We start from the raw sequence: 21,096 nt of genomic DNA on the forward strand, positions 1-21,096 counted from the left end.
AAAACTCCCCGACACTCTTTTGAGCGTGTCAATCCCACACACGCACGTACAGTATGTTCGAGGAGTTCTCCAGCAGCTATTACCTCGGTCGGTTGTACGTCACGCCGTCGGACGGCGACGCGACCGTGATGCAGCGTGAGCAACACGACCGCGTCGCGGAACAACTCTACCACGATGGGACCGGTATCACACAGCTCGAGGAGCCACTCGTCGTGAAACTGGACACGGCACACCTCGCCGTCCACGGAGAGGACGGCATCCCCGCGGACACGCTCGCGGTACCGGAATCGCTCCTGGACAGGATGGCCATCGACAACCCGCCGACGCTGACGGAGGTGCTCCTCGCGAAGGCCGACCGGGCGTCCCAGTTGCTCCAGTTCACCGGCTACGACCCGACCGCGACCGACCGGGACGACCCCTTCGACGTGGGGCCGAACGCCGGTACCTGACCGACGTCGGAACCTAGAAGTAGCCGGCTCTCGCCGGTCGACACGATGCTCGACGAGTTGCTTGGCCGGGCCGAACTCAAAGAGCGCATCGCGGAGCTGGAAGACCGGACCGAGCGACTGGAGGCCCAACTGGCGGCAGAATCCGAGCGACGTGCGGACGCGGTGAGTGCGAGACAGGACGCCGAGGAGGCGGTCAACCGGCTGGAGGACCGCGTCGCCGGGTTGCAGGGCGAACTCGACCGGGTCGAGGCCGGCGACGCCGAGGACCTGGCGTTCTACGGTCGTGAGACCCTCCGTGGTGACCGACTGGACGAGGTACTCTCGCGTCTCGAATCGGTCGCGACCGGGCCGGAGGGCGCGCTCTCAGCAGCGGTCACCGACGACGAGACGGCGTACGGCGGCGTGGCCGTTCCGGCCCCGGTGGCGGACCACCTCGGAGCGCGCGCGAGACTGGTCGAGCGAACGGCCCCCTGCCTCGTCTACGCCGACGACGCCGGCGTGGTGAGCGCCGTCCTCGAACCGCCGGTACAGCCGACCCCGTTCTGCGACTGGGCCGACGGGTTCCGACTCGACCGGTCGTGGTTCCAGCCGACCGGCCGGTTCGCGCTGGCGCTCGTCCGTGCCGACCTGTTCGCCATCGGCGAGTACGACGGCCGGGAACGTCGGTCGGTCAGGTCCTTCCGGAGCGACGTGAAGGGCGACCACTCGAAGGGTGGGTTCTCGCAGGCGCGCTTCGAACGCATCCGCGACGAGCAGATCGCCGCCCACGTCGACGACTGCCGCGAGGCCATCGCCGGGCGCGAGGCGGACCGCCTGTTCGTCGTCGGCGACCGGCGACTCGTCGGCGAGTTCGAGGCCGAGGCGACCGCGACGGCGGCCGTCGACGCGACGGGGGACCCGCGTCCCGCGCTCGACGACGCGCTCTACGAGTTCTTCGGGACGCGACTGTCGGTGTTCTGAGGTGGGGCCACGTCGAACCCGCGGAGACTGCCGGCCTGGGAACGTTTTTCCTCCCACCCGCCGAAGTCGGCGCCATGCGAATCGCCATCCTCGCCCACGAGAAGTTTCCCGACCGCGCCAAGACGGCGCTGGGACTGCTCCGATACAGCGACGACGAGGTCGTCGCCGTCGTCGACCGCGACAACGCTGGTAGACGGGTCAGCGACTTCGTCGCCGGCGTCCAGGACGCTCCCATCGTCGACTCGATGGCCGACGCGCCGGACTGCGACGCGCTCGTCGTCGGCATCTCGCCCATCGGTGGCGGGTTCGAGGAGTCCTGGCGCGACGACGTCCGGACCGCGCTCCGGAACGGCCGCGACGTCGTCTCCGGCCTGCACTACTTCCTCGAGGACGACGACGAGTTCCGGTCGCTCGCCGAGGAGCACGGGGGCGACATCTGGGACGTGCGTCGGCCACCGGACGACCTGACCGTCGCCCAGGGTATAGCCGGCGAGGTCGACGCCGAGGTCGTCCTCACGGTCGGCACCGACTGCTCGGTCGGGAAGATGACCGTGACGATGGAACTCTGTCGGGCCGCCCGCGACGCCGGCCACTCGGCGGCCGTCGTCCCGACGGGCCAGACCGGCATCATGATCGAGAACTGGGGAATCCCCGTCGACCGGGTCGTCAGCGACTTCACGGCCGGGGCGGTCGAGTCGATGCTACTCGACCGGGCCGAGGAGTACGACTACCTGTTCGTCGAGGGTCAGGGGTCCATCGTCCACCCGGCGTACTCGGCGGTCACCTGCGGCATCCTCCACGGGTCACAGGCCGACAGCCTCGTCCTCTGTCACGAGGCCGGGCGAGAGGTAGTCCACGGCTACGAGTCGTACGAACTGCCCGACCTCGACACGTACGTCGACCTGTACGAGTCCCTCGCGGAACCGGTCCACGAGACCAGCGTCGTCGCCGGCGCGCTCAACACCGCCAGCGTGGCCGACGACGCGGCCGCCCGGGAGGCGGTCGACGCCTACGCGGACCGCCTCGGCGTCCCGGCCACGGACCTCGTCCGCTTCGACCCCGACGAGATACTGGAGGTGGTCCTGTGAACTGCACCGTCGAACGCGTCTCGCTCGAACTCGCGGAGACGTTCACCATCTCCCGTGGGTCGACCGACCGCACCGAGAACGTCGTCGTCACACTCGACGACGGGGAGTTCGAGGGGGTCGGCGCGGCCGCCCCCTCGTCGCACTACGGCGAGACGGCCGCGACGGTCGAGGCCGCACTCGACGGGTTGCACGCCCACGTCGAGGCGGTCACGGACCCGTTCCAGGTCGAGCGCATCGAACGCGACCTCGCGGAGGAACTCGGCCGGAACCCGGCGGCCCGCTGTGCCGTCTCCATCGCCCTCCACGACCTCGTCGGGAAGCGCGTCGACCTCCCCCTGTGGCGCTACTGGGGACTGGACCCCGACGCCGCACCCGACACGTCCTACACCGTCGGAATCGGCGACCCGGAGACGATGGCCGAGCGCGCCCGCCGGTCGGCCGAGGCCGGGTACGACACGCTGAAGGTGAAGGTGGGGACGGACGACGACCGGTCGCGCGTCGAGGCCGTCGCCGAGGCCGCCCCGGACGCGACGCTCCGACTCGACGCCAACGAGGCGTGGTCGCCGAAGGAGGCCGTCGAGAACGCCCGATGGCTGGCCGACTTCGACGTCGAGTTCGTCGAACAACCGGTTCCGGCGGCCGACACCGAGGGGTTACGCTACGTCTACGAGCACTCGCCCCTGCCCGTCGCCGTCGACGAGTCCTGCGTGACGCTCCCGGACGTGCCGGCGGTCGCCGACCGGGCCGACGTCGTCGTCCTGAAACTGATGAAGTGTGGCGGCCTCGTCGAGGCCCGGCGGATGATTCACGCCGCACGCGCTCACGGCCTGTCGGTGATGCTCGGGTGTATGGTCGAGACGGACGCCGCCATCTCGGCCGGCGCACACCTCGCGCCCCTGTGCGACTACGTCGACCTCGACGGGTCGCTCCTGCTCGCCGACGGGTCGGACCCGTTCGAGGGACCGGTTCGTCCCGGCGGGACCATCGACCTCGACGACCGGCCCGGCATCGGTCTCAGGTAGCACGCGGTCGCGGTCCCCGGTCAGTCTAGGAGACTCGCCGTCACCGCGGCCACGTCGTCCGGGTCCGCCTCCTCCAGCCCTTTTCGTTCCATGACGAAGCAGTCCTCGGCGAGGATGCCCGCCTTCCCGAGTTCGTCCCGGCGCGAGGCGACCGTCTCGGGACTGGCGACGCCCGTCGACGTCGCCCACGACTCCACCGCCCCCACGTCGACGGCGGTCCGTGCGGCCGCGACGAGCGCCACGGTCACGACGTCCGGGCCGACCGCCCCTTCGCCCTCCATCGCCTCGTGGACCGCAGTGAACTCGTCGGCGGTCCGTTCGCCGACGCGCTCGGCCAGCGCGTCCGCCAGTTCGGCGACCGTGTCCGCGTCGCCGGTCGTGGTTCCGGCCGTGACCGGCAGGCCGAACTGGACGGACGCGCCGCGCCGGAGGAGGTTCGACCCGCCGCGGTCGTCCGTGGTCGTCGCCCGACCACGCCACAGTCGCCAGACGCCGACTCCCAGGAGCCCGAGTGACCCAGCCGCGATGACGTTCACCCACATCACGACCCACTTCTCACGCTACTCCCAGTATAAGATTTTGGCCGTTTCCGCCCCGTAGAAACCCTGTTTCGCTGAAATGAACCGCGCACCGGACGTCGAGGACCCGACCGTCACGCGGGTCCAGCCACCCGCTGACCGCAGTGCTCGCAACTATCTGCGGAACGCGAGATGCGAGCGCCACAGGTCGAGCAATTCGTGTTCGGAGTCCCGGAACTATCCCCGGTCGGAACGCTACTGGCTGGCAGACCTAGACCACCGAGTGCCCACGCTAGCCTCCCGACGATCGCTCCGATCACGAGGGAGACGACGACGAAGAGCAGTGACGTACTCCCTGTCGTGACCAGGAGGACGGTTGCCAGTAACCCGGCGATCAGGCTCAGGAGGAGGACGACGACGTTCAGATAACGCTGGAGTTCGGTATCCATACCAAGTTCCGACAAGGTTCGGTATCATAAAGAACGGTTCGGCAGTCCGCGTCACGCCTCCTCCCAGTCGAACGACCGGTCGGTCTCGCGGAGGATGAACGGACCGATGGACAGCGTGCGCTTTGCCACCGTCGCCACCCGGAGGACGTACGAGAGCAGGATGGCGAACGGGACGACGGCCACCGTCGCCGCGACGGAGAACGCGAGCAGGCCGTTGTCGACGCCGAACGTCGACCCTGCGAACAGCGCGGCGGTCGGGTCGAAGAACACCAGCGTCACGCTCGTGAGCAACAGCGCCGGCACCGCCGCGTATGTGATGGCCCGCGAGAGGTCGACCAGTTCCCACTGGAAGTAGAGCGTCTTCACGTGTTCGCGCGCCGGCCCGAACAGCGTCAGCAACTCGATGAGGCCGTCGAGGGCGTCCATCGCGTCGTCGGAGAGGGAGTCGCCGTGTTCGGCCTTCAGCCGTTTCGCAGCGTAGAGTTTCCAGGAGTAGTTGAACCCGAGCGCTGCAGAGACCACGTCGAAGTCGCCGAAGGTGGTGCCTTCGAGCGACTCGCTCGCCGACTCCGCGTTCGAACTGACCGCCTCGGTCAGGGTCTGGACGTGGTCGGCCACCTCCCCGTCGCCGCCGGGACCGGCCGCCGACAGGTCGCCGGCCCGTTCGTCGGCGGCCTCGAGCAGCGCCGTCAGGAACTGGGCGGGGTCGGCCGGCGCGACCGCCACCCCGACGGCGTCGGCGACGTCGTCACGGAAGGTCGTCGCGCCGTCCATCCGCTCCCGCTGGTCGCCGGCCGCACCCAGTTCCTGCGAGAGGACGAGCTGGTTCAGCGTCAGCACGAGGGTCACGCCGGTCACGATGGCGGTCACGTACGCCTGGAACAGCGTCTCGATTGGGTCGCCGTCGGTCAGCAACGCCATCCCGTCGGTCACCACCGCCGCGACGACCGTCCCGAGGAAGACGAACAGGGCGATGCCGCCCGCCACCACCCACCGGTTCGCGTCGAGCAGGATGCGGAGCTTCCAGCTCGGGGCCCTCGCCCGCCCGCGGATGCTGTCGTCGGTGTCGGCGTGGGCTTCGTCCATACGAGACGGACGGGGATTTCGGTGAAAAGCCTGTGGCCCACGAGGTTCGGTCGGGTCGAGTCACGTCGCCGAGAAGCAGCACCGTCACGTCGGGTCGTCAGCACCTGGTCGCCGGCCGACGGAGATGGGAACTGCCCCGTCGACGCCGACCGGTCAGGCTTCCGAATCTTCCTCTTCGAGGTCCGCCTCGGCCGGTTCGTCCGCCGTCTCGGCCTCGTCGCCGGACGACTCGACTTCCCGTTCGAGTTCCTCGAGGTCGGCGGAGACGTCCTCGTCGGCGGTCTCGGTCTCGGTCTCGGTCGAACTCCCGCCCTTGCCCATGTCGGCCTTGAGCGTGTCCAGTTCCGCCTCGACGTCGCTGGACGCGCCGAGTTCCTCCAGTTCGCGGTCGATGGAGTCCTTGTCCGAGAGGGCGTCTTCGAACGCACCCTCGTCGTACAGTTCGTCCATGGCGGCGGCACGGGCCTCCATGTCCTGGGTGCGCTCCTCGGCGCGTTCGATGGCCAGGCCGACGTCGTCCATCTCGTCGCCGACGCCGGTCATGGCCTCGGAGACGCGGTTGCTCGCCTCGGCCGCCTCGTAGCGGGCCTTCATGGACTCCTTCTTCGTGCGGAACTCCTCGATGCGCTGCTGGAGGGTCTCTTTCTTCTCGACCAGCTGGTCCTGCGTGCCCTGGAGCTGCTCTATCTGGCCGTCGAGCTCCTCTATCTGTTGCATCTTCGTCTTCTTCTTCTCCAGCGCCCGGCGGGCCAGGTCCTCCCGGTCCTGCCGGACGGCCTCACGGGCCTGCCGGTTGTGCTTCTCGACGTCCTCTTCGAGCCGGCGCTTTTGCATCTCGAGGCGCTTCTTCTGTGTCGTCAGGTCGGCGATACCGCGTTTGACCTTCTGGAGCTGGTCGCGCATCTGCTCGTAGGAGTAGTCGAGCGTCTCCGTCGGGTCCTCGGCCCTGTTGAGTATCGAGTTGATCTTCGACTTGATTACGTACGAGGTCCGCGACAGTATTCCCATACTGCTTTATTTCATTCCGTGAACTTAAAAACGTCACTGTGCGAATGTGTAGACGTGACGGCCGAACCAGTCCTCGTCCCGGGTGGTCGGGACGTCAGCGCCAGCCTCGACGAAGCCGCGACCGACGCCGACGCCTGCGTCGTCGCGTGCCCGCCCCATCCACAGTACCGCGGCCACCGCGGTGACGAACGCCTCGTCGCCGTCTCGGAGGCCGTGACCGACGCCGGCGTCGACTGCCTCCGCATCGACTACGGCGAGTGGGACGAGGGCTACGGCGAACTCGAGGACGTCCGGAACGCGGTCCGCTGGGCCGCCGACCGCTACGACCGGGTCGCACTGTTCGGGTTCAGTTTCGGTGCGACGCTCTCGCTCGTCGCCGCCGCGACCGTCGACGAATCGCTCGCCGCCGTGAGCGTCCTCGCACCGACCGACCGAATCGCCCCCGACCTCGACGCGGTCGCCGCACTCGACGACGTCCCGTGTCCGGTACAGATATGCTACGGCGAGCGCGACGACACCGTGAACTGGGAACCGGTCGTCGAGCACGCCCGCGAACTCGGCTTCGACGTCCACCCCGTCGGGGCGGACCACCACTTCGTCGGCCAGGCGGAGAAGGTCGCCGCGTTGGTCGGGTCGTTCCTCGAACGACACCTGTCCTGACGACTGGACGCCGTCGCCACGGCGGGTCGTTGACCCATGCGAACCGCACGTCGACGGCAGAGACGTCCGCGACGAACGGAGAGTGACAACACCTTTGACCGACGACGCGGAATCGAGAACCGATGACGACGTCGACGTTCGGCCGCTGGGTCCCCGAACTCGGTGCCTCCGTCGCACTGGTCGGCGGACTCGTGGCATTCTACGCGCTGTTCGCGCCGGGAGTCGACTGCCGGAACGAGGACCTGTCGACGTGGGCCGTCTCGCTCGCGCTCGACGGGTCGACCCTCACACTCCTCGACTGCGGTCGCTACCCGTGGACGGTCGACCTGCGACTCGTCGGCGCCGGACTGGTCTGTCTCGTGGTCGGCGTGCTTGTGGTCCGGTACAGCGAGTGACCGTCGCGGACCCCGGCGTTCACTCGTCCTCGAGAACGGAGAGCGGTCCGAGGCGGCGGGCGGCGAAGCCGACGACGTCCTCGTACCCGTCGGTCGACATGAGGACGGGGTAGAACGGGTCGGCGGCACGGCGGGCATCGTCTCCCCGGCGGGCGAACACCTCGCCGGCGGCGACCTCGACGAAGTTCTCGGCGACGAACTCGTAGCCGCTCCCGGCGACCGTGTCCGTGACCTCGAACACGGTCGGGTCAGCGAGTTCGAACGGTGCGTCGACGACGCCGGCGGCCGCGAGGTAGTTCCTGAGGACGCGCTCTGCGGTGTCGACGGCGGCGTCGGTGCCGACGAATCCACACTCGACAGCGGCACCGTCGACGAACTCGGTCAACCCACCCGGGACGGCCCCGATGTCTACGGCACGTTCGACGCCGGCGCGACGGAGTACACGCCGGGTCCCGGGGGTGAGACGCTGGTACAGGGCGAAGGGTTCGGGCGTCGACCGCGTGGCGTGGAGGTCGAGGACGTCGAGGCCCGCCAGTTCGTCCAGTAGCGCCGCGGCGAGGCGCGCCTCGTGGGAGTCGGCGTCGGGGTCCCCCGGGAACGCCCGGTTGAGGTCCTCGTCTACGAAGCGCGTACCGGCCTCGAGCGCCCGTTCGTTCGCGACGACGAACTTCACCGGTCGCTGGACGGGGACGTCGTCGGCGAGGAACCGGTCGAGCGCCCGTTCCCCACACGGTTCGTCCCCGTGGACGCAGACGACGACTCCCACGTCCGGTGCTCCCTCCCCCAGCGTGACGACGCGCATCGATTGCCTCACGTTTCGAAGATTCGTATATAAGTGTTTCTCGTGCGGGGAGCGGCCGTCGACGTCCGAGACGTGTCTAATGCGGGACGGTCGACATCAACGGGTGCGGATAGACGTCCCTGCAACTGCCGGGTTTACTGGGTGGTTTTATTAGGGTCGCTTGGATAGTAGGGTCCATGCCACGGCATACCACTGGCAGACGTGGATTCCTGAAGTACGCTGGGGGGACCGCAGTCGCAGCATCGATGGCGGGTTGTATCGGTGGGGACGGCGAGGGTACCGACCCGACCGATGGAGACGACACCGACGAGGGAACGACCCAGGGGGACGGCACCGACGACGGCGACCAGTCGGAACCGTTCGAGGTGACCATCACGCAGGGGAACATGCCTTCCGGGCTGGACCCCCACGACCACCGTGAGACGCCGACTGACGTCGTGATGCTCCACGCCTACGAGGGCCTCCTCACCCGCGACGCGAGCGGTCAGATGGTCGATGCGCTCGCGACCAACTACTCGCGGGTCGACGGCGAGAACGCCGCCGAGTTCCAGTTGCGCGAGGGCGTGACGTTCCACAACGGCGACACGTTCACGGCGGAGGACGCCGCGTTCAGCATCAACCGCATCGTCGACGAGTCGGTCAGCTTCGCGAGCCCGCAGAGCGACCAGCTCGCGGGCGTCTCGGGCGCGTCGGCGGTGGACGAGACCACGGTCCGGGTGACCCTCGACGGGTTGAACCCCATCGTGTTCTCCGAGTTCGCGACCTACTGCGACATCATGCAGAAGTCGTGGGTCGAGGAGCGCTCGAAGTCCGACATCGGACAGGAGATGAACGGCACCGGTCCGTTCCAGCTCGACTCCTACACCGAGGACGAGGAGGTCGTCCTCTCCCGCTACGACGGGTACTGGGACGACCCGGCCGAGGTCACGCAGGTCACTTTCCGGGCGGCGAGCGAGTCGAGCACGCGCGTCAACCAGCTCCTGCAGGAGGAGACCGACGTGGTCGTCAACGTCCCGCCACAGGAGGTGGCCCGCGTCGAAGATAACGACGCAACCAGCGTCCGGGCAGCACCGAGTACGCGAATCATCTACAACGCGCTCCGGTACGACGTCGAACCGTTCTCGTCCAGGCAGTTCCGGCAGGCGCTGAACTACGCCATCGACCTGGAGAGCATCGTCTCGAACGTCCTCGGCGGCTTCGGCGCCCAGACGGGTCAGCCGACGCTCGAGAACTTCGTCGGGCACAACCCGGACGTGGACCCGTACCCGTACGACGTCGAGGAGGCCGAACGGCTGGTCGAGGCGTCGGGCCACGCGGGCGCCGAGATAGAACTCCACACCCCGGTCGGCCGGTACCTGAAGGACCTCGAGATCGCACAGGCCGTCGCCGGGTACATCAACGAACTGCCGAACGTCTCCGCGACGGTCCGACAGCGCGACTTCGGGTCGCTCGTCGACGAGCTCCTCACCGGGAACATCGAGGACAAGCCGCCGTGGTTCCTCATCGGCTGGGGCGAGGCCACGTTCGAGGGCGCACTGGTCATGACGGCGCTGCTGTCGACCAACGGCGCGCTCACGACCTGGAGCAACGAGGAGTTCGACGGTCTGCTGGAGACGGCAGCCAACTCGACCGGCGACGAGCGCGTCTCCGCGCTGCAGGAGGCCAACGCGCTCGCCCACGAGGAGGCCCCGTGGATATTCCTCAACCGGCAGTACAGCGTCTACGGCGTCAACAACCGGATCGCGTGGGAGCCACGCTCCGACGAGCGCATCGACGCGTACGCGATGAGCAAGCAGTAACCCAATGGCGCTCGCCCGGTTTTTGATAAAGCGAGTTCTGCAGGGCCTGTTCGTGGTCTGGGGAGTCGTGACCATCGTCTTCGGCCTCCGGGTCATCGCGCCGGGCGACCCGGCGAACGTCCTGTTGCCGCCGGACGTGGCCCCGGAGGTAAGGGAACAGGTTGTCGCCGAGATGGGGCTGGACCAGCCACTGTACGTCCAGTACGTCGACTTCCTCGTGGGCATCCCGTTCGGCGACCTCAACACGTCGCTGACGACGCGAACGCCCGTCACCGAGCGCGTGCTCCGGACCCTGCCGGCGACGCTCGAACTGGCCGTCGCGGCCACCGTCGTCGCCGTCGTCATCGCGATTCCACTCGGCGTCCTGAGCGCGACGCGCCGGCACGAACCGCCGGACTACGCCGCGACGCTGTTCTCGCTGGCGGGCATCAGCACGCCGAACTTCTGGCTCGGCGTGATGCTCGTCATCATCTTCGCGGTGCAACTGAACCTGTTCCCCACGAGCCAGCGCGCCATCGGTATCGACGGCGTCTTCGCACTCGTCCTCGACGGCCAGTTCGACGCCGCCGTCGACGGGTTCGCCACGTGGCTGAAGTACATCACGCTCCCGGCGATAACGCTCGGAACGTACTTCACCGCGCTCATCACGCGACTGACGCGGAGCGGGATGCTCGACGAACTCGGGAAGACGTACGTCCGGGCCTCGCGAGCGAAGGGACTCCCGGAGTCGCTGGTGCGCTACAAGCACGTCCTCCGGAACACCCTCATCCCCATCATCACCGTCGTCGGCCTCCAGCTCGGCACGCTCATCGGTGGTGCCGTCATCACGGAGTTCGTCTTCGCGTGGCCGGGGCTGGGTTCGCTCCTCATCAACAGCATCGAGTCCCGCGACTGGCCCGTCGTGCAGGGGGCGCTCATCGTCATCGCTGTCGGGTTCGTCCTCGTGAACATCGTCGTCGACACGCTGTACGCCTACGTGAACCCACGGGTGGGATTCGACTGATGCTGACAGACATACTCGAACGGCTCTTCTCGGGCCGTACGATACGCGGACTCGTGACCGGTGTGGTATCGCCACGGACGCTCCGGAGTCTGAAGCGTGGCCTGCGTCGGAACTGGCTGGCGAAGGTCGGCATCGCCATCGTCGTTACCGTGCTGCTGGTGGCCGTGTTCGCGCCGTTCGTCGCGCCGTACCGGCCGGGACAGCAGAACCTCGAAGAGGTCCGGAGTCCGCCGCTCGGATTCTCCTCGGCGACGACGCAGGAGGTCCCGGTGAAGGAGAACGGGAGCGTCGTCTTCGAGGACGGCGAGATAGTCAGGGAGAACAAGACGGTGTACGAGAACGCCACGGTGGCACACCCGCTCGGGACAGACGGCAACGGCCGTGACATCCTCTCGCGGGTGATATACGGTGCCCGGGTCTCCCTGCTGGTCGGCATCCTCGGGACGTCGCTCGCCATGCTCGTGGGCGTCACCGTCGGACTCACAGCGGGGTACTTCCGCGGCCGGGTCGACGACGCGCTGATGCGGGGCGCCGACGTGATGCTCGCGTTCCCGTCCATCGTGCTGGCCATCGCGCTGGTCGGCGTCTGGGGCCAGGCAGAGCTCCCGATACCCGACCCGTTCGTCAGGCTCGGCATCGTGGACGCCTTCCGGTCGGCCGTCGGTCTCTCGACCGGGATGCCCGAGACGACGGTCCTGCCCGGGACCGTCGTCGTGGTCGTCGCGCTCGTGAACTGGGTGTGGTTCGCCCGGGTCGCCCGCGGCGAGGCACTCAGCCTGCGCGAACAGTCCTACATCAAGGCGGCACGGTCGCTGGGCGCCAGCGACCGGACCATCATCCTCCGGCACGTCCTCCCGAACGCCATCACGCCGATCCTGGTGCTCGCGACCATCCAGATCGCGGCCATCATCCTGCTGGAGAGTGCCCTGTCGTTCCTCGGGTTCTCGGCGGTCGACGTCTCCTGGGGGCTAGACATCGCGCTGGGCCGCCAGTACCAGACCACGGCGTGGTGGATCGCCGCCATGCCCGGACTGGCCATCGTCTTCACGGTCGTCGGGTTGAACCTCGTCGGTGACTGGCTCAGGGACGCCCTCGACCCCGGTATCGAGGGGGAGGGTGGCGTATGAGCCGGGACCTGCTCCGCGTCGAGGACCTCTCGACGCGGTTCTTCACGGAGGAGGGGACCGTCAACGCCGCCGAGTCGGTGTCGTTCGACGTCCGGGAGAACGAGATACTCGGCATCGTCGGCGAGTCCGGGTCGGGCAAGTCCGTGACCGCGCTGTCGGCAATCGACCTCATCGAGTCGCCGGGACGGGTGACCGACGGAGAGGTCTGGCTCAGAAAGCCCGACCTGGCCGAGGACGTCCGCGACGACCACCCCGACGCCGTCGACGGCGACTTCGTCGACCTCCGTCGGCTCCCGCCGGGCGTCCGGCGTGCGCTTCGCGGACCCACCTTCAGCATGATATTCCAGGACCCGATGAGCAGTTTCAACCCGTCGCTCACGGTCGGCGAGCAGATCGCCGAGGCCGTCGAGGTCCAGCGACGTGCGCAGGCGAACCCGCGCCGGACGCGCTCGCGGACGCAGGGCTACGGGCTCGGACGCCTGCTCGTCGACAGCCTCGCCCCCGGTCGCGACTACACCAGCGAGGCGAGCCACGAGCGCGCGGTCGAACTGCTCGAACAGGTCGGCATCCCCGACCCGGAGGCGCGGGCCGACGAGCACCCGCACCAGTTCTCGGGCGGGATGCTCCAGCGCGCGATGGTCGCCCAGGCACTCGCCGGGGAACCGGACGTGCTGTTCGCCGACGAACCGACGACGGCGCTCGACGTGACCATCCAGGCGCAGATTCTGGACCTGCTCCGCGACATCCAGCGGGACAGCGGGATGAGCGTGGTGCTCATCACGCACGACCTGGGCGTCATCGCACGGATGTGCGACCGCGTCGGCGTCATGTACGCCGGCGAGGTGGTCGAACGCGGGTCGCTGGAGGCCGTCTTCGACCAGCCGACCCACCCCTACACGCAGGGGTTGCTCGGGTCCATCCCGGACCTCGACGACCCCGAACCGCGACTCGAACCCATCGAGGGGAACGTCCCGAACCTCCTCGACAGCGAGATGCCCGACCGGTGTTACTTCGCCGACCGGTGCCCGAAGGCCATGGAGGACTGCCTGACGCATCCCGACGAGCGTCCGGTCGACGGCGACGGCGACCACACCGCACGGTGCGTGCTCGCCGACGGCGAGTACGACCCGACGAGGGCGCTCTCGGCGGAACACTTCGAGGGAGGTGACGCGGCGTGACCGACGCACCGCTCCTCGAGGTCGAGGACCTGGAGAAGTACTACTACGAGAACGACACCGTGCTCGACCGACTGCTCCACAACGAGCAACAGAGCGTCAGGGCGGTCGACGGCGTCTCTTTCGAGGTGCGGGAGGGCGAGACGCTCGGCCTCGTCGGCGAGTCCGGGTGTGGCAAGTCCACGACCAGCGAGACCGTCCTTCGGTTGCGCGAGGCCACCGGCGGGTCGGTGCGCTTCGACGGACGGGACGTGTTCGAGATGGGCCGGGAGGAACTGACCACGTTCCGCCGGGACGCACAGATAGTCTTCCAGGACCCGTTCTCCAGTCTGGACCCGCGGATGACCGTCGGCGACATCGTCACCGAGGGCCTCCGGATTCACGGACTGGCCGGACGGGAGGAGCGCATCGACCGTGCGATGGAACTGCTCGAACGGGTGGGCCTGTCGGCGAACCACGCCGAACGCTACCCACACGAGTTCTCCGGCGGACAGCGCCAGCGCATCGGCATCGCCCGCGCGCTCGCGGTCGACCCCGAGTTCGTCGTGCTCGACGAACCGGTGTCGGCCCTCGACGTGAGCGTGCAGGCGCAGGTGCTCAACCTGCTCGACGACCTGCAGGAGGAGTTCGGACTGACCTACCTGTTCGTCGCACACGACCTGAGCGTCGTCCGGCACATCTCCGACCGCGTCGCCGTGATGTACCTCGGCAAGATAGTCGAGACCGGCCCCGTCGAGCGCATCTTCGAGGACCCACAGCACCCCTACACGCAGGCGCTGCTGGACAGCGTCCCCCGCGCCTCCGTCGAGGAGTACGGGCGACGGGGCGGGACGCTGGAGGGCGACGTTCCCTCGCCGCGGAACCCGCCGAGTGGCTGTCGGTTCCACACGCGGTGTCCGCACGCCCGCGAAGCGTGTCAGGCCGAACTGCCGCCGGACTACGACGTCGGGCCGGAACACGAGACGGCGTGCTTCAGGGCCGACGAGACACACGAGTACTGGGACAGCGAACCGTTGCCACACGCACGCGAAGAACCGGACGGGTCGCCCGGCGGGACGGCCGTCGGGACCGACGACTGAGCGACCGGCCGGGACGCTCCTCTCTCACCTGCCGACCGGGGTCGAACTCGACGGGGACGAAGCCGAACTCCTCGTGGACGTACCGGCTCAGGGAAGACGCTTTGCGTACTCGTACCGGTCGACGCCGAACTGCTCGTCACGGGTCGCGTCGACGCGGTCGAAACCGACCGACTCGTAGAACTGCACGCCGACGTCGTTCTCGGCGAAGACCGAGAGGCGGAGGCGTTCGAACCCCCGCCCGGAGAACGCCGTCTCCAGTCGGTCGAGCAAGTTCCGCCCGACGCCGACCCCCCAGTGGTCCGGGTGGACGTAGATGCGATAGAGGTGTGCCAGCTCGGGGTCGTCTCCGTCCGGGACGCCCTCTACGTAGCCGACGACCTCGTCGTCGACGACGGCGACGAAGAAGGGCCGGTCGTCGGGGGCGACGTCGTCGGCGACGACCCGGTCCGGGTCGTACCAGTTCGTCACGATGTCGTCGACCGTCTCGACTCCGAGGATGGCGTCGTAGGCCGCGTGGCGGGACGCGTCGGCGACGCTCTGGACCGCCCGTGCGTCGGCGGCCGTCGTCTCGCGGATGGTCACGTGGTCGGCCATGGGTACCCCTTCGACGCCCCGTTACGAAAACGTCGGGGCCGGGGACCTCCCGTCGGTGCCGCCCAGACGCCCTCGTCGGACTCGCTTCGACGTGCTGATAGACACTCGGTCGCACGTCCGGCCTCCCTCCGAAACCGTTTTGGGTCGCTCTCGCGCACAGTCAGTATGCCGACCGATTCCGAAACTGGGTACGACCCCACACTCGGGAACAAATTCATCTTCGTCACGGGCGGCGTGATGTCCGGACTGGGCAAGGGCATCACGGCCGCGAGTACAGGCAGACTGCTCAAGAACGCCGGATTCGACGTGACGGCGGTCAAGATAGACCCGTACCTCAACGTCGACGCCGGGACGATGAACCCCTACCAGCACGGCGAGGTGTACGTCCTGAAAGACGGCGGCGAGGTCGACCTCGACCTGGGGAACTACGAGCGGTTCCTCGACGAGGACATGACCTTCGACCACAACGTCACGACCGGCAAGACCTACAAGCACGTCATCGAGAAGGAACGCGCCGGCGACTACCTGGGCAAGACCGTCCAGATAATCCCGCACATCACCGACGACATCAAGCGGCGCATCCGCGAGGCCGCCGACGGTACCGACGTCTGCATCGTCGAGGTCGGCGGCACCGTCGGGGACATCGAGGGGATGCCCTACCTCGAAGCCCTGCGCCAGTTCGCCCACGAGGAGGACGAGGAGGACTTCCTCCTGACCCACGTCACGCTCGTCCCCTACTCGAAGAACGGCGAGCAGAAGACCAAGCCCACCCAGCACTCGGTGAAGGAACTCCGGAGCATCGGCCTCCAGCCGGACGTCCTCGTCGGGCGCTGTACGGACAAACTCGACGCCGAGACCAAGCGAAAGATCGCGCTGTTCTGTGACGTCCCGACCGACGCCGTCTTCTCGAATCCCGACGTCGACGACGTCTACCAGGTCCCGCTGATGGTCGAGGAGGAGGGCCTCGACGAGTACGTGATGGACCAGCTCCACCTGACGCCGAAGGCCCTGCCGGTGGACGAGCGGGACAACTCGTGGCGACAACTGGTCACCCGGGAGCGAGAGGGGTCGGTCGACGTCGGCCTCGTCGGAAAGTACGACCTCGAGGACGCCTACATGAGCGTGAACGAGGCGCTGAAGCACGCCGGCCTCGCCGAGGGCGTCGACGTGAACGTGGTCTGGGTGGACTCCGACGACATGGACGACGCCGAGGCCGACGAGGTGCGCAACGAACACCGGGAACGACTGGAATCGGTCGACGGCATCGTCGTCCCCGGCGGCTTCGGGTCCCGTGGCACCGAGGGGAAGATAGCTGCAATCGAGTACGCCCGCGAGAACGACGTCCCGTTCCTCGGCCTCTGCCTCGGCTTCCAGATGGCCGTCGTCGAGGTGGCCCGCAACGTGCTGGGCTACGAGGACGCAAACAGCGCCGAGATGGACCCCGACACGAGCGCGCCGGTCATCGACATCCTGCCCGAGCAGTACGAGGTCTCGGACATGGGTGGGACGATGCGACTCGGCGCACACCAGACCGACATCACGCCGGGGACGCTCGCCGAATCGGTGTACGGCACGACGGCGTGCACCGAGCGCCACCGGCACCGGTACGAGGTCAACCCAGAGTACTTCGAGGACTTCGCCGAGACGAACCTCGTCTTCTCCGGCCGTGCGGGCAACCGCATGGAGATACTCGAGTACGAGGGCCACCCGTACTTCCTCGGGACGCAGTTCCACCCCGAGTTCCGGTCCCGTCCCGGCCGGGCGTCGCCGCCGTTCGTCGGCCTGCTGGAGGCCGTGATGGAGCGTGAGGGCATCCCCGGTGCCGACAACGGCGCGGACTCCGAGGAGGTGAGAGCCTGATGGTCGACGTGGACGCCTTCGTCGACGAGAAGGTCGAAGAGATACGCGAGGAGGTCGGCGACGCCCACGCCATCATCGCGCTGTCGGGTGGGGTCGACTCCTCGACGGCCGCGGCGCTCGCCTACGAGGCCATCGGTGACCAGCTCACCCCGGTCTACGTCGACACCGGCCTGATGCGGAAGGGCGAGACCGAGGAGATTCGCGAGACGTTCGACTACATGGAGTCGCTCCGCATCGTCGACGCGAAGGAGCGGTTCCTCGACGCCCTCTCCGGCGTCACCGACCCCGAGGAGAAACGTCTCGTCATCGGCGAGGGCTTCATCCGCGAGTTCGAGACCGTCGCCCGGGAGGTCGACGCGGACTACCTCGTCCAGGGGACCATCTACCCTGACCGCATCGAGAGCGAGGGGACCATCAAGTCCCACCACAACGTCGGCGGCCTCCCGGACGTCGTCGACTTCGAGGGCATCGTCGAACCGATGCGCGACCTCTACAAGGACGAGGTCCGCGAGGTCGCCCGTGCGCTCGGTCTCGACGCCATCGTCTCCGAACGGATGCCGTTCCCCGGGCCCGGCCTGGCCGTCCGCATCATCGGCGAGGTGACCGAGGAGAAACTCGACGTCGCCCGGATGGCGAACCACGTCGTCGAGGAGGAACTGGAGGAGTACGAACCGTGGCAGGCCTTGGCCGCAGTCATCGGCAAGGCGACGGGCGTCAAGGGCGACAACCGCGTCCACGGGTGGATCGTCGCGGTCCGCTCCGTCGAGTCCCGCGACGGGATGACCGCCCGGGCGCAGGAACTCGACTGGGAGACGCTCCAGCGCATCCAGTCGCGCATCACCGGTGGCCACGACAACGTCTCGCGGGTCGTCTACGACGTAACGCACAAACCCCCGGCGACCATCGAGTACGAGTGATGCGCGCAGTGTTCGCCGGTCCCGACACGGACGGTCTCGCAGCCGCACTCGACGCCGAGGGTGTCGAGGTCACCCACGTCGACGGCATCGCCAACCGTCCAGCGCTCGAAGAGTGTGGTATCGTCGACGCCGACCTGTTCGTCCTGACCGACGTCGGGCAGGCCACGGCGATTCCCGTCGCGAAGGACCTGAACCCGGACGTGAAGGTCGTCGTCTACGCCAGCGACTCGCTCCCCGAGTTCGCCAGCGGGCAGGCGGACCTTGCGATCGACCCGGAACTGCTCGGGGCCGAGGCGGTCGCCGAGGAACTCGCGGCGACGTAGTCGAGGACGACGGGTCAGGACACCGTCCCGACGTGGCCGGTCGCCGTCGTCCGTTCACGTCGCCAGACCTGCCGAGTTCGCCCGGCACGACCGTCGGCAGCCCGAACTAGCGGGAAGGACGGAGGACTGTTCAGGACTGTTTATACCCTTCAATCTACATGTACGGTCGAACCAGTTCAAGTAGGTGCCGTCCCTCCGAACCGGTAGGAGGTCACGACGGCACGCAGGTCGGTGTCCGAGGTGAGAACCTCGTTCCCCACTGGGGGGTGACCTCCACTGACCGGACGCATCCGGTCACACCAGTTGACCACTTCCCCCTTCCCACATCCTTTCCCTCGACCACCGACTCGGAAGCGTGAGGTGTCGGTACCGCACTGCCCGGTCACCACCGACGAGTTGCTGGTCCCGGCGCCAGCGGTCACTCCTCGGACTCGTCCCGCTGGACCAGTCCCGCCAGGTGCGGTGCGACCGGCAGGACGATGTCGTCGACGCCGAGTCGGACGGCCGCTTCGCTCCCCGGGAGACAGCAGACGAGGACTCCCTCGTCGAGTCCGGCGGTCGCCCGTGTGGCGACGACCCGGGCCCCGATCTCCTCGTAGGACAACCGGCGGAATAGTTCGCCGAAGCCGGGAAGTTCACGTTCGAACAGCGGTCTGACCGCCTCTACAGTCACGTCGTCCGGCGTCACGCCGGTCCCACCGGTCGTGACGACGAGGTCCACGTCGTCCCGCCGGACGAGGCGGTCGACGATGCCCTGGACGCCGTCGTAGTCGTCGCCGACGAGTTCGCGGACGACCACCTGATGTCCCGCGTCCTCGACCGCCGAGACGACGTAGTCGCCCGACGGGTCGTCGTCGACGGTCCGACTCGTCGAGACCGTGACCACCGCGACGCCGAGCGTCGACTTGTCGTGGCGGTGGTGGCCGTCGTGGTCGTGCTCGTCGTCGTGTCCGGGTCGGTCGGCTCCGTGTCCGTGGTGACCGTCGTCGTCAGCCATACCTGACGAGTTCCGCCTCGCGCGACATAGGTTTTGCCGGCAGTCTCTGCCACTCGTCGGCACGCTTTTTGTCGCGGCCAGAGTCGAGGTTCTCATGAAAGCAGTCCAGTTCCACGAGCACGGTGACACCGACGTTTTAGAGTACGACGACTACCCGGACCCCGAACCGGCGGCGGACGAGGTTCTGGTCGACGTGAAGGCAGGCGCACTGAACCACCTCGACGTGTGGACGCGCCGCGGCCTCCCGGGACTCGACCTGGAGATGCCCCACATACCCGGTAGCGACGCGGCGGGCGTCGTCGTGGAGACGGGCGAGGACGTCACCCGGTTCGAGGAGGGCGACCACGTCACCGTCCTGGCCGGCATCGCGCTGGACGAGGACGAGTTCACCCGTCACGGCGACCTGACGCTGTCGCCAAGCTTTCGCGTCATCGGCGAGCACCTCAGGGGCGTCCACTCCGAGTACACAGTCCTGCCGGAGTCGAACCTCGTCCCCGTCCCGGAGCACGTCGACTGGGAGACGGCGGCGGCCGCGCCACTGGTCTTCGGGACCGCCTGGCGGATGTTGATCCCCCGCGGCGAACTCACGGCGGGCGAGTCCGTGCTGGTGCTCGGCGCGTCCGGGGGCGTCGGTCACGCAGCGGTGCAGATAGCGGACTACGCCGGCGCGGAGGTATACGCCACCGCCAGCAGCGACGAGAAACTCGACTACGCCCGCGAGTGCGGTGCGGACCACGTGGTGAACTACGAGGAGGAGTCCTTCGCGAAGTGGATCAAGCAGGAGACGGAGGGTCGAGGGGTCGACGTCGTCGTCGACCACATCGGGGAGGAGACGTGGGACGACTCGCTGAAGTGCCTCGCGAAGGACGGCCGACTGGTCACCTGTGGGGCGACGACCGGGCCGACGCCCGAGACGAACGTCAACCGCGTGTTCTGGAACCAGCTCCGCATCGTCGGTTCGACCATGGCGACGCCGGGGGAGTCCGACGACGTGCTCGAACTGGTGTGGGACGGGACGTTCGAACCACGCATCCGCGACACGCTGCCGATGAGCGAGGCGGCCCGCGCTCACGAGATGCTGCAGAATCGTGAGGGCTTTGGCAAAGTGGTGGTAATTCCAGACAGTGAGCTCTGACGACGCCACCGGGGACGACCCCGACGGAGACAGCGCCCGGGCGGACGGCGACGGCGGCTACGTCCACCGGCCAGGGGACGGCGAGTTCGTCCATCCCGACGCGGCCGACAGGGAGTTCGACTGGCGAGGCTGGGTCGTCGTCGCCGTCGTCGCCTTCTCGTTCCTCGTCGTCCCGGTGGTCATCGTCTATCGACCGCCCGCGCTCCCGTACTGGGTCGCGTTGCTGGCGTTCCCGATGCTCCCGGCGCTGTTGCTCGGCATCGTCGCGGTCTGGGGGACGACGCGGCCGTGACCCGCCGCGTCGACGACGCTCAACTCAGCGGCGGGCGGCCGAACCGCGTCTCGAGTCGACTGACGACCGAGTGCGCCAGCGCGACGTCGGAGGTTGCGGTCGTCTCGCGCTCCGCGTAGTCGAGCAGGTCGCTGCGGAGTCGCCACGCCTCGAACGGGGTGAGGGCTGCGTCGTCGCGCTCGAGTTTGCGGGCGATGTCGAGCGCCCACCACGGCTGTGGTTCGTCGCTCGTTCCACCGGTCAACTGCTCGACCATCACGTGGTGGACCAGCCAGGCCTCGTCCATCGAGAGGTCGAGTTCGGTCGGCGTCTGCGTGTGGCGTACGGAGGACATGGTTCTGGGCCCCGCTCTCGTTTC

The 21,096-nt window shown here is 68.1% G+C and carries 24 protein-coding genes; 16 read left to right on the plus strand and 8 right to left on the minus strand.

Annotated elements, in window-relative coordinates:
* Nucleotides 1–53: 53 nt before the first annotated feature.
* The 4 genes from ACSC1W_RS06930 (at nt 54) to ACSC1W_RS06945 (ending at nt 3,519) form a co-directional block, all read left to right on the plus strand.
* On the plus strand, nt 54–449 hold the full coding sequence (locus ACSC1W_RS06930) for a DUF5802 family protein (RefSeq protein WP_435346202.1): 396 nt from the start codon (nt 54–56) through the stop codon (nt 447–449).
* Between the two features lie 45 nt (nt 450–494).
* Nucleotides 495–1,409 carry a Vms1/Ankzf1 family peptidyl-tRNA hydrolase gene (locus tag ACSC1W_RS06935; RefSeq protein ID WP_435346203.1) on the plus strand — a complete coding sequence of 305 codons (915 nt, stop codon included), beginning with the start codon at nt 495–497 and terminating at the stop codon, nt 1,407–1,409.
* Nucleotides 1,410–1,483: 74 nt separating this feature from the next.
* Complete coding sequence (locus ACSC1W_RS06940) at nt 1,484–2,497, plus strand: N-acetyltransferase DgcN family protein (RefSeq protein WP_435346204.1); 1,014 nt, start codon at nt 1,484–1,486, stop codon at nt 2,495–2,497.
* A complete protein-coding gene (locus tag ACSC1W_RS06945) occupies nt 2,494–3,519 on the plus strand; it encodes a dipeptide epimerase (protein ID WP_435346205.1) in 1,026 nt (341 codons plus the stop codon). The genes ACSC1W_RS06940 and ACSC1W_RS06945 overlap by 4 nt, the downstream gene beginning before the upstream one ends.
* 20 nt (nt 3,520–3,539) lie before the next feature.
* Here the strand turns inward: ACSC1W_RS06945 and ACSC1W_RS06950 are convergent, their stop codons facing one another.
* The 4 genes from ACSC1W_RS06950 to ACSC1W_RS06965 all read right to left on the minus strand — a co-directional run bounded on the left by ACSC1W_RS06950 (nt 3,540) and on the right by ACSC1W_RS06965 (nt 6,580).
* Nucleotides 3,540–4,061: a hypothetical protein gene (locus ACSC1W_RS06950; protein ID WP_435346206.1), complete on the minus strand. Its 522-nt coding sequence runs from the start codon at nt 4,059–4,061 to the stop codon at nt 3,540–3,542.
* Nucleotides 4,062–4,171: 110 nt separating this feature from the next.
* On the minus strand, nt 4,172–4,486 hold the full coding sequence (locus ACSC1W_RS06955; protein WP_435346207.1) for a hypothetical protein: 315 nt from the start codon (nt 4,484–4,486) through the stop codon (nt 4,172–4,174).
* A gap of 51 nt (nt 4,487–4,537) precedes the next feature.
* Nucleotides 4,538–5,572 (minus strand): DUF7972 family membrane protein, encoded by a 1,035-nt coding sequence (locus ACSC1W_RS06960; RefSeq protein ID WP_435346208.1) that lies wholly within the window; start codon nt 5,570–5,572, stop codon nt 4,538–4,540.
* 153 nt (nt 5,573–5,725) lie between these two features.
* On the minus strand, nt 5,726–6,580 hold the full coding sequence (locus tag ACSC1W_RS06965) for a PspA/IM30 family protein (RefSeq protein WP_435346209.1): 855 nt from the start codon (nt 6,578–6,580) through the stop codon (nt 5,726–5,728).
* 54 nt (nt 6,581–6,634) lie between these two features.
* Here ACSC1W_RS06965 and ACSC1W_RS06970 point away from each other — a divergent pair, with 54 nt between their 5' ends.
* Together ACSC1W_RS06970 and ACSC1W_RS06975 are read left to right on the plus strand one after the other, a co-directional pair.
* Nucleotides 6,635–7,240 (plus strand): alpha/beta hydrolase, encoded by a 606-nt coding sequence (locus tag ACSC1W_RS06970; RefSeq protein WP_435346210.1) that lies wholly within the window; start codon nt 6,635–6,637, stop codon nt 7,238–7,240.
* 122 nt (nt 7,241–7,362) lie between these two features.
* On the plus strand, nt 7,363–7,635 hold the full coding sequence (locus ACSC1W_RS06975) for a hypothetical protein (protein ID WP_435346211.1): 273 nt from the start codon (nt 7,363–7,365) through the stop codon (nt 7,633–7,635).
* 19 nt (nt 7,636–7,654) lie between these two features.
* Here ACSC1W_RS06975 and ACSC1W_RS06980 read toward each other — a convergent pair whose 3' ends face one another.
* Nucleotides 7,655–8,437 carry a M14 family metallopeptidase gene (locus tag ACSC1W_RS06980; protein WP_435346212.1) on the minus strand — a complete coding sequence of 261 codons (783 nt, stop codon included), beginning with the start codon at nt 8,435–8,437 and terminating at the stop codon, nt 7,655–7,657.
* A gap of 176 nt (nt 8,438–8,613) precedes the next feature.
* On the opposite strand from ACSC1W_RS06980, the gene ACSC1W_RS06985 reads away from it, so the two are divergent.
* The 5 genes from ACSC1W_RS06985 (at nt 8,614) to ACSC1W_RS07005 (ending at nt 14,620) form a co-directional block, all read left to right on the plus strand.
* Nucleotides 8,614–10,236, plus strand: coding sequence for an ABC transporter substrate-binding protein (locus ACSC1W_RS06985; protein WP_435346213.1), 1,623 nt, complete (start codon nt 8,614–8,616; stop codon nt 10,234–10,236).
* Nucleotides 10,237–10,240: 4 nt separating this feature from the next.
* Nucleotides 10,241–11,239 carry an ABC transporter permease gene (locus tag ACSC1W_RS06990; RefSeq protein WP_435346214.1) on the plus strand — a complete coding sequence of 333 codons (999 nt, stop codon included), beginning with the start codon at nt 10,241–10,243 and terminating at the stop codon, nt 11,237–11,239.
* A gap of 62 nt (nt 11,240–11,301) precedes the next feature.
* Nucleotides 11,302–12,366: an ABC transporter permease gene (locus ACSC1W_RS06995; RefSeq protein WP_435347669.1), complete on the plus strand. Its 1,065-nt coding sequence runs from the start codon at nt 11,302–11,304 to the stop codon at nt 12,364–12,366.
* The gene (locus tag ACSC1W_RS07000) at nt 12,363–13,544 is read left to right on the plus strand and encodes an ABC transporter ATP-binding protein (RefSeq protein WP_435346215.1); all 1,182 of its coding nucleotides are present in this window, start codon (nt 12,363–12,365) and stop codon (nt 13,542–13,544) included. The genes ACSC1W_RS06995 and ACSC1W_RS07000 overlap by 4 nt, the downstream gene beginning before the upstream one ends.
* Complete coding sequence (locus tag ACSC1W_RS07005) at nt 13,541–14,620, plus strand: ABC transporter ATP-binding protein (RefSeq protein WP_435346216.1); 1,080 nt, start codon at nt 13,541–13,543, stop codon at nt 14,618–14,620. The genes ACSC1W_RS07000 and ACSC1W_RS07005 overlap by 4 nt, the downstream gene beginning before the upstream one ends.
* Before the next feature lie 87 nt (nt 14,621–14,707).
* On the opposite strand, the gene ACSC1W_RS07010 is transcribed toward ACSC1W_RS07005, so the two are convergent.
* A complete protein-coding gene (locus ACSC1W_RS07010) occupies nt 14,708–15,214 on the minus strand; it encodes a GNAT family N-acetyltransferase (RefSeq protein WP_435346217.1) in 507 nt (168 codons plus the stop codon).
* A gap of 165 nt (nt 15,215–15,379) precedes the next feature.
* Between ACSC1W_RS07010 and pyrG the strand changes: the two genes are divergently transcribed.
* From pyrG to ACSC1W_RS07025, 3 genes are read left to right on the plus strand one after another with little or no spacing between them, the layout of a single operon-like run.
* Nucleotides 15,380–17,074 carry a CTP synthase gene (gene pyrG, locus ACSC1W_RS07015; protein ID WP_435346218.1) on the plus strand — a complete coding sequence of 565 codons (1,695 nt, stop codon included), beginning with the start codon at nt 15,380–15,382 and terminating at the stop codon, nt 17,072–17,074.
* The gene (gene guaA / locus ACSC1W_RS07020; RefSeq protein WP_435346219.1) at nt 17,074–17,991 is read left to right on the plus strand and encodes a glutamine-hydrolyzing GMP synthase; all 918 of its coding nucleotides are present in this window, start codon (nt 17,074–17,076) and stop codon (nt 17,989–17,991) included. Before pyrG ends, guaA begins: the two co-directional genes overlap by 1 nt.
* Complete coding sequence (locus ACSC1W_RS07025; RefSeq protein ID WP_435346220.1) at nt 17,991–18,314, plus strand: DUF7126 family protein; 324 nt, start codon at nt 17,991–17,993, stop codon at nt 18,312–18,314. Before guaA ends, ACSC1W_RS07025 begins: the two co-directional genes overlap by 1 nt.
* 418 nt (nt 18,315–18,732) lie before the next feature.
* Here the strand turns inward: ACSC1W_RS07025 and ACSC1W_RS07030 are convergent, their stop codons facing one another.
* A complete protein-coding gene (locus tag ACSC1W_RS07030; protein ID WP_435346221.1) occupies nt 18,733–19,311 on the minus strand; it encodes a MogA/MoaB family molybdenum cofactor biosynthesis protein in 579 nt (192 codons plus the stop codon).
* A gap of 94 nt (nt 19,312–19,405) precedes the next feature.
* On the opposite strand from ACSC1W_RS07030, the gene ACSC1W_RS07035 reads away from it, so the two are divergent.
* Nucleotides 19,406–20,446 (plus strand): zinc-binding dehydrogenase, encoded by a 1,041-nt coding sequence (locus tag ACSC1W_RS07035; RefSeq protein ID WP_435346222.1) that lies wholly within the window; start codon nt 19,406–19,408, stop codon nt 20,444–20,446.
* Nucleotides 20,436–20,738, plus strand: coding sequence for a DUF7977 family protein (locus tag ACSC1W_RS07040; RefSeq protein WP_435346223.1), 303 nt, complete (start codon nt 20,436–20,438; stop codon nt 20,736–20,738). Before ACSC1W_RS07035 ends, ACSC1W_RS07040 begins: the two co-directional genes overlap by 11 nt.
* A 19-nt stretch (nt 20,739–20,757) precedes the next feature.
* Here ACSC1W_RS07040 and ACSC1W_RS07045 read toward each other — a convergent pair whose 3' ends face one another.
* A complete protein-coding gene (locus ACSC1W_RS07045) occupies nt 20,758–21,072 on the minus strand; it encodes a DUF7853 family protein (RefSeq protein WP_435346224.1) in 315 nt (104 codons plus the stop codon).
* Nucleotides 21,073–21,096: the final 24 nt, after the last annotated feature.

The sequence above is a fragment of the Haloarchaeobius marinus genome, assembly GCF_051207415.1.
In the GTDB taxonomy this organism is placed as follows: domain Archaea; phylum Halobacteriota; class Halobacteria; order Halobacteriales; family Natrialbaceae; genus Haloarchaeobius.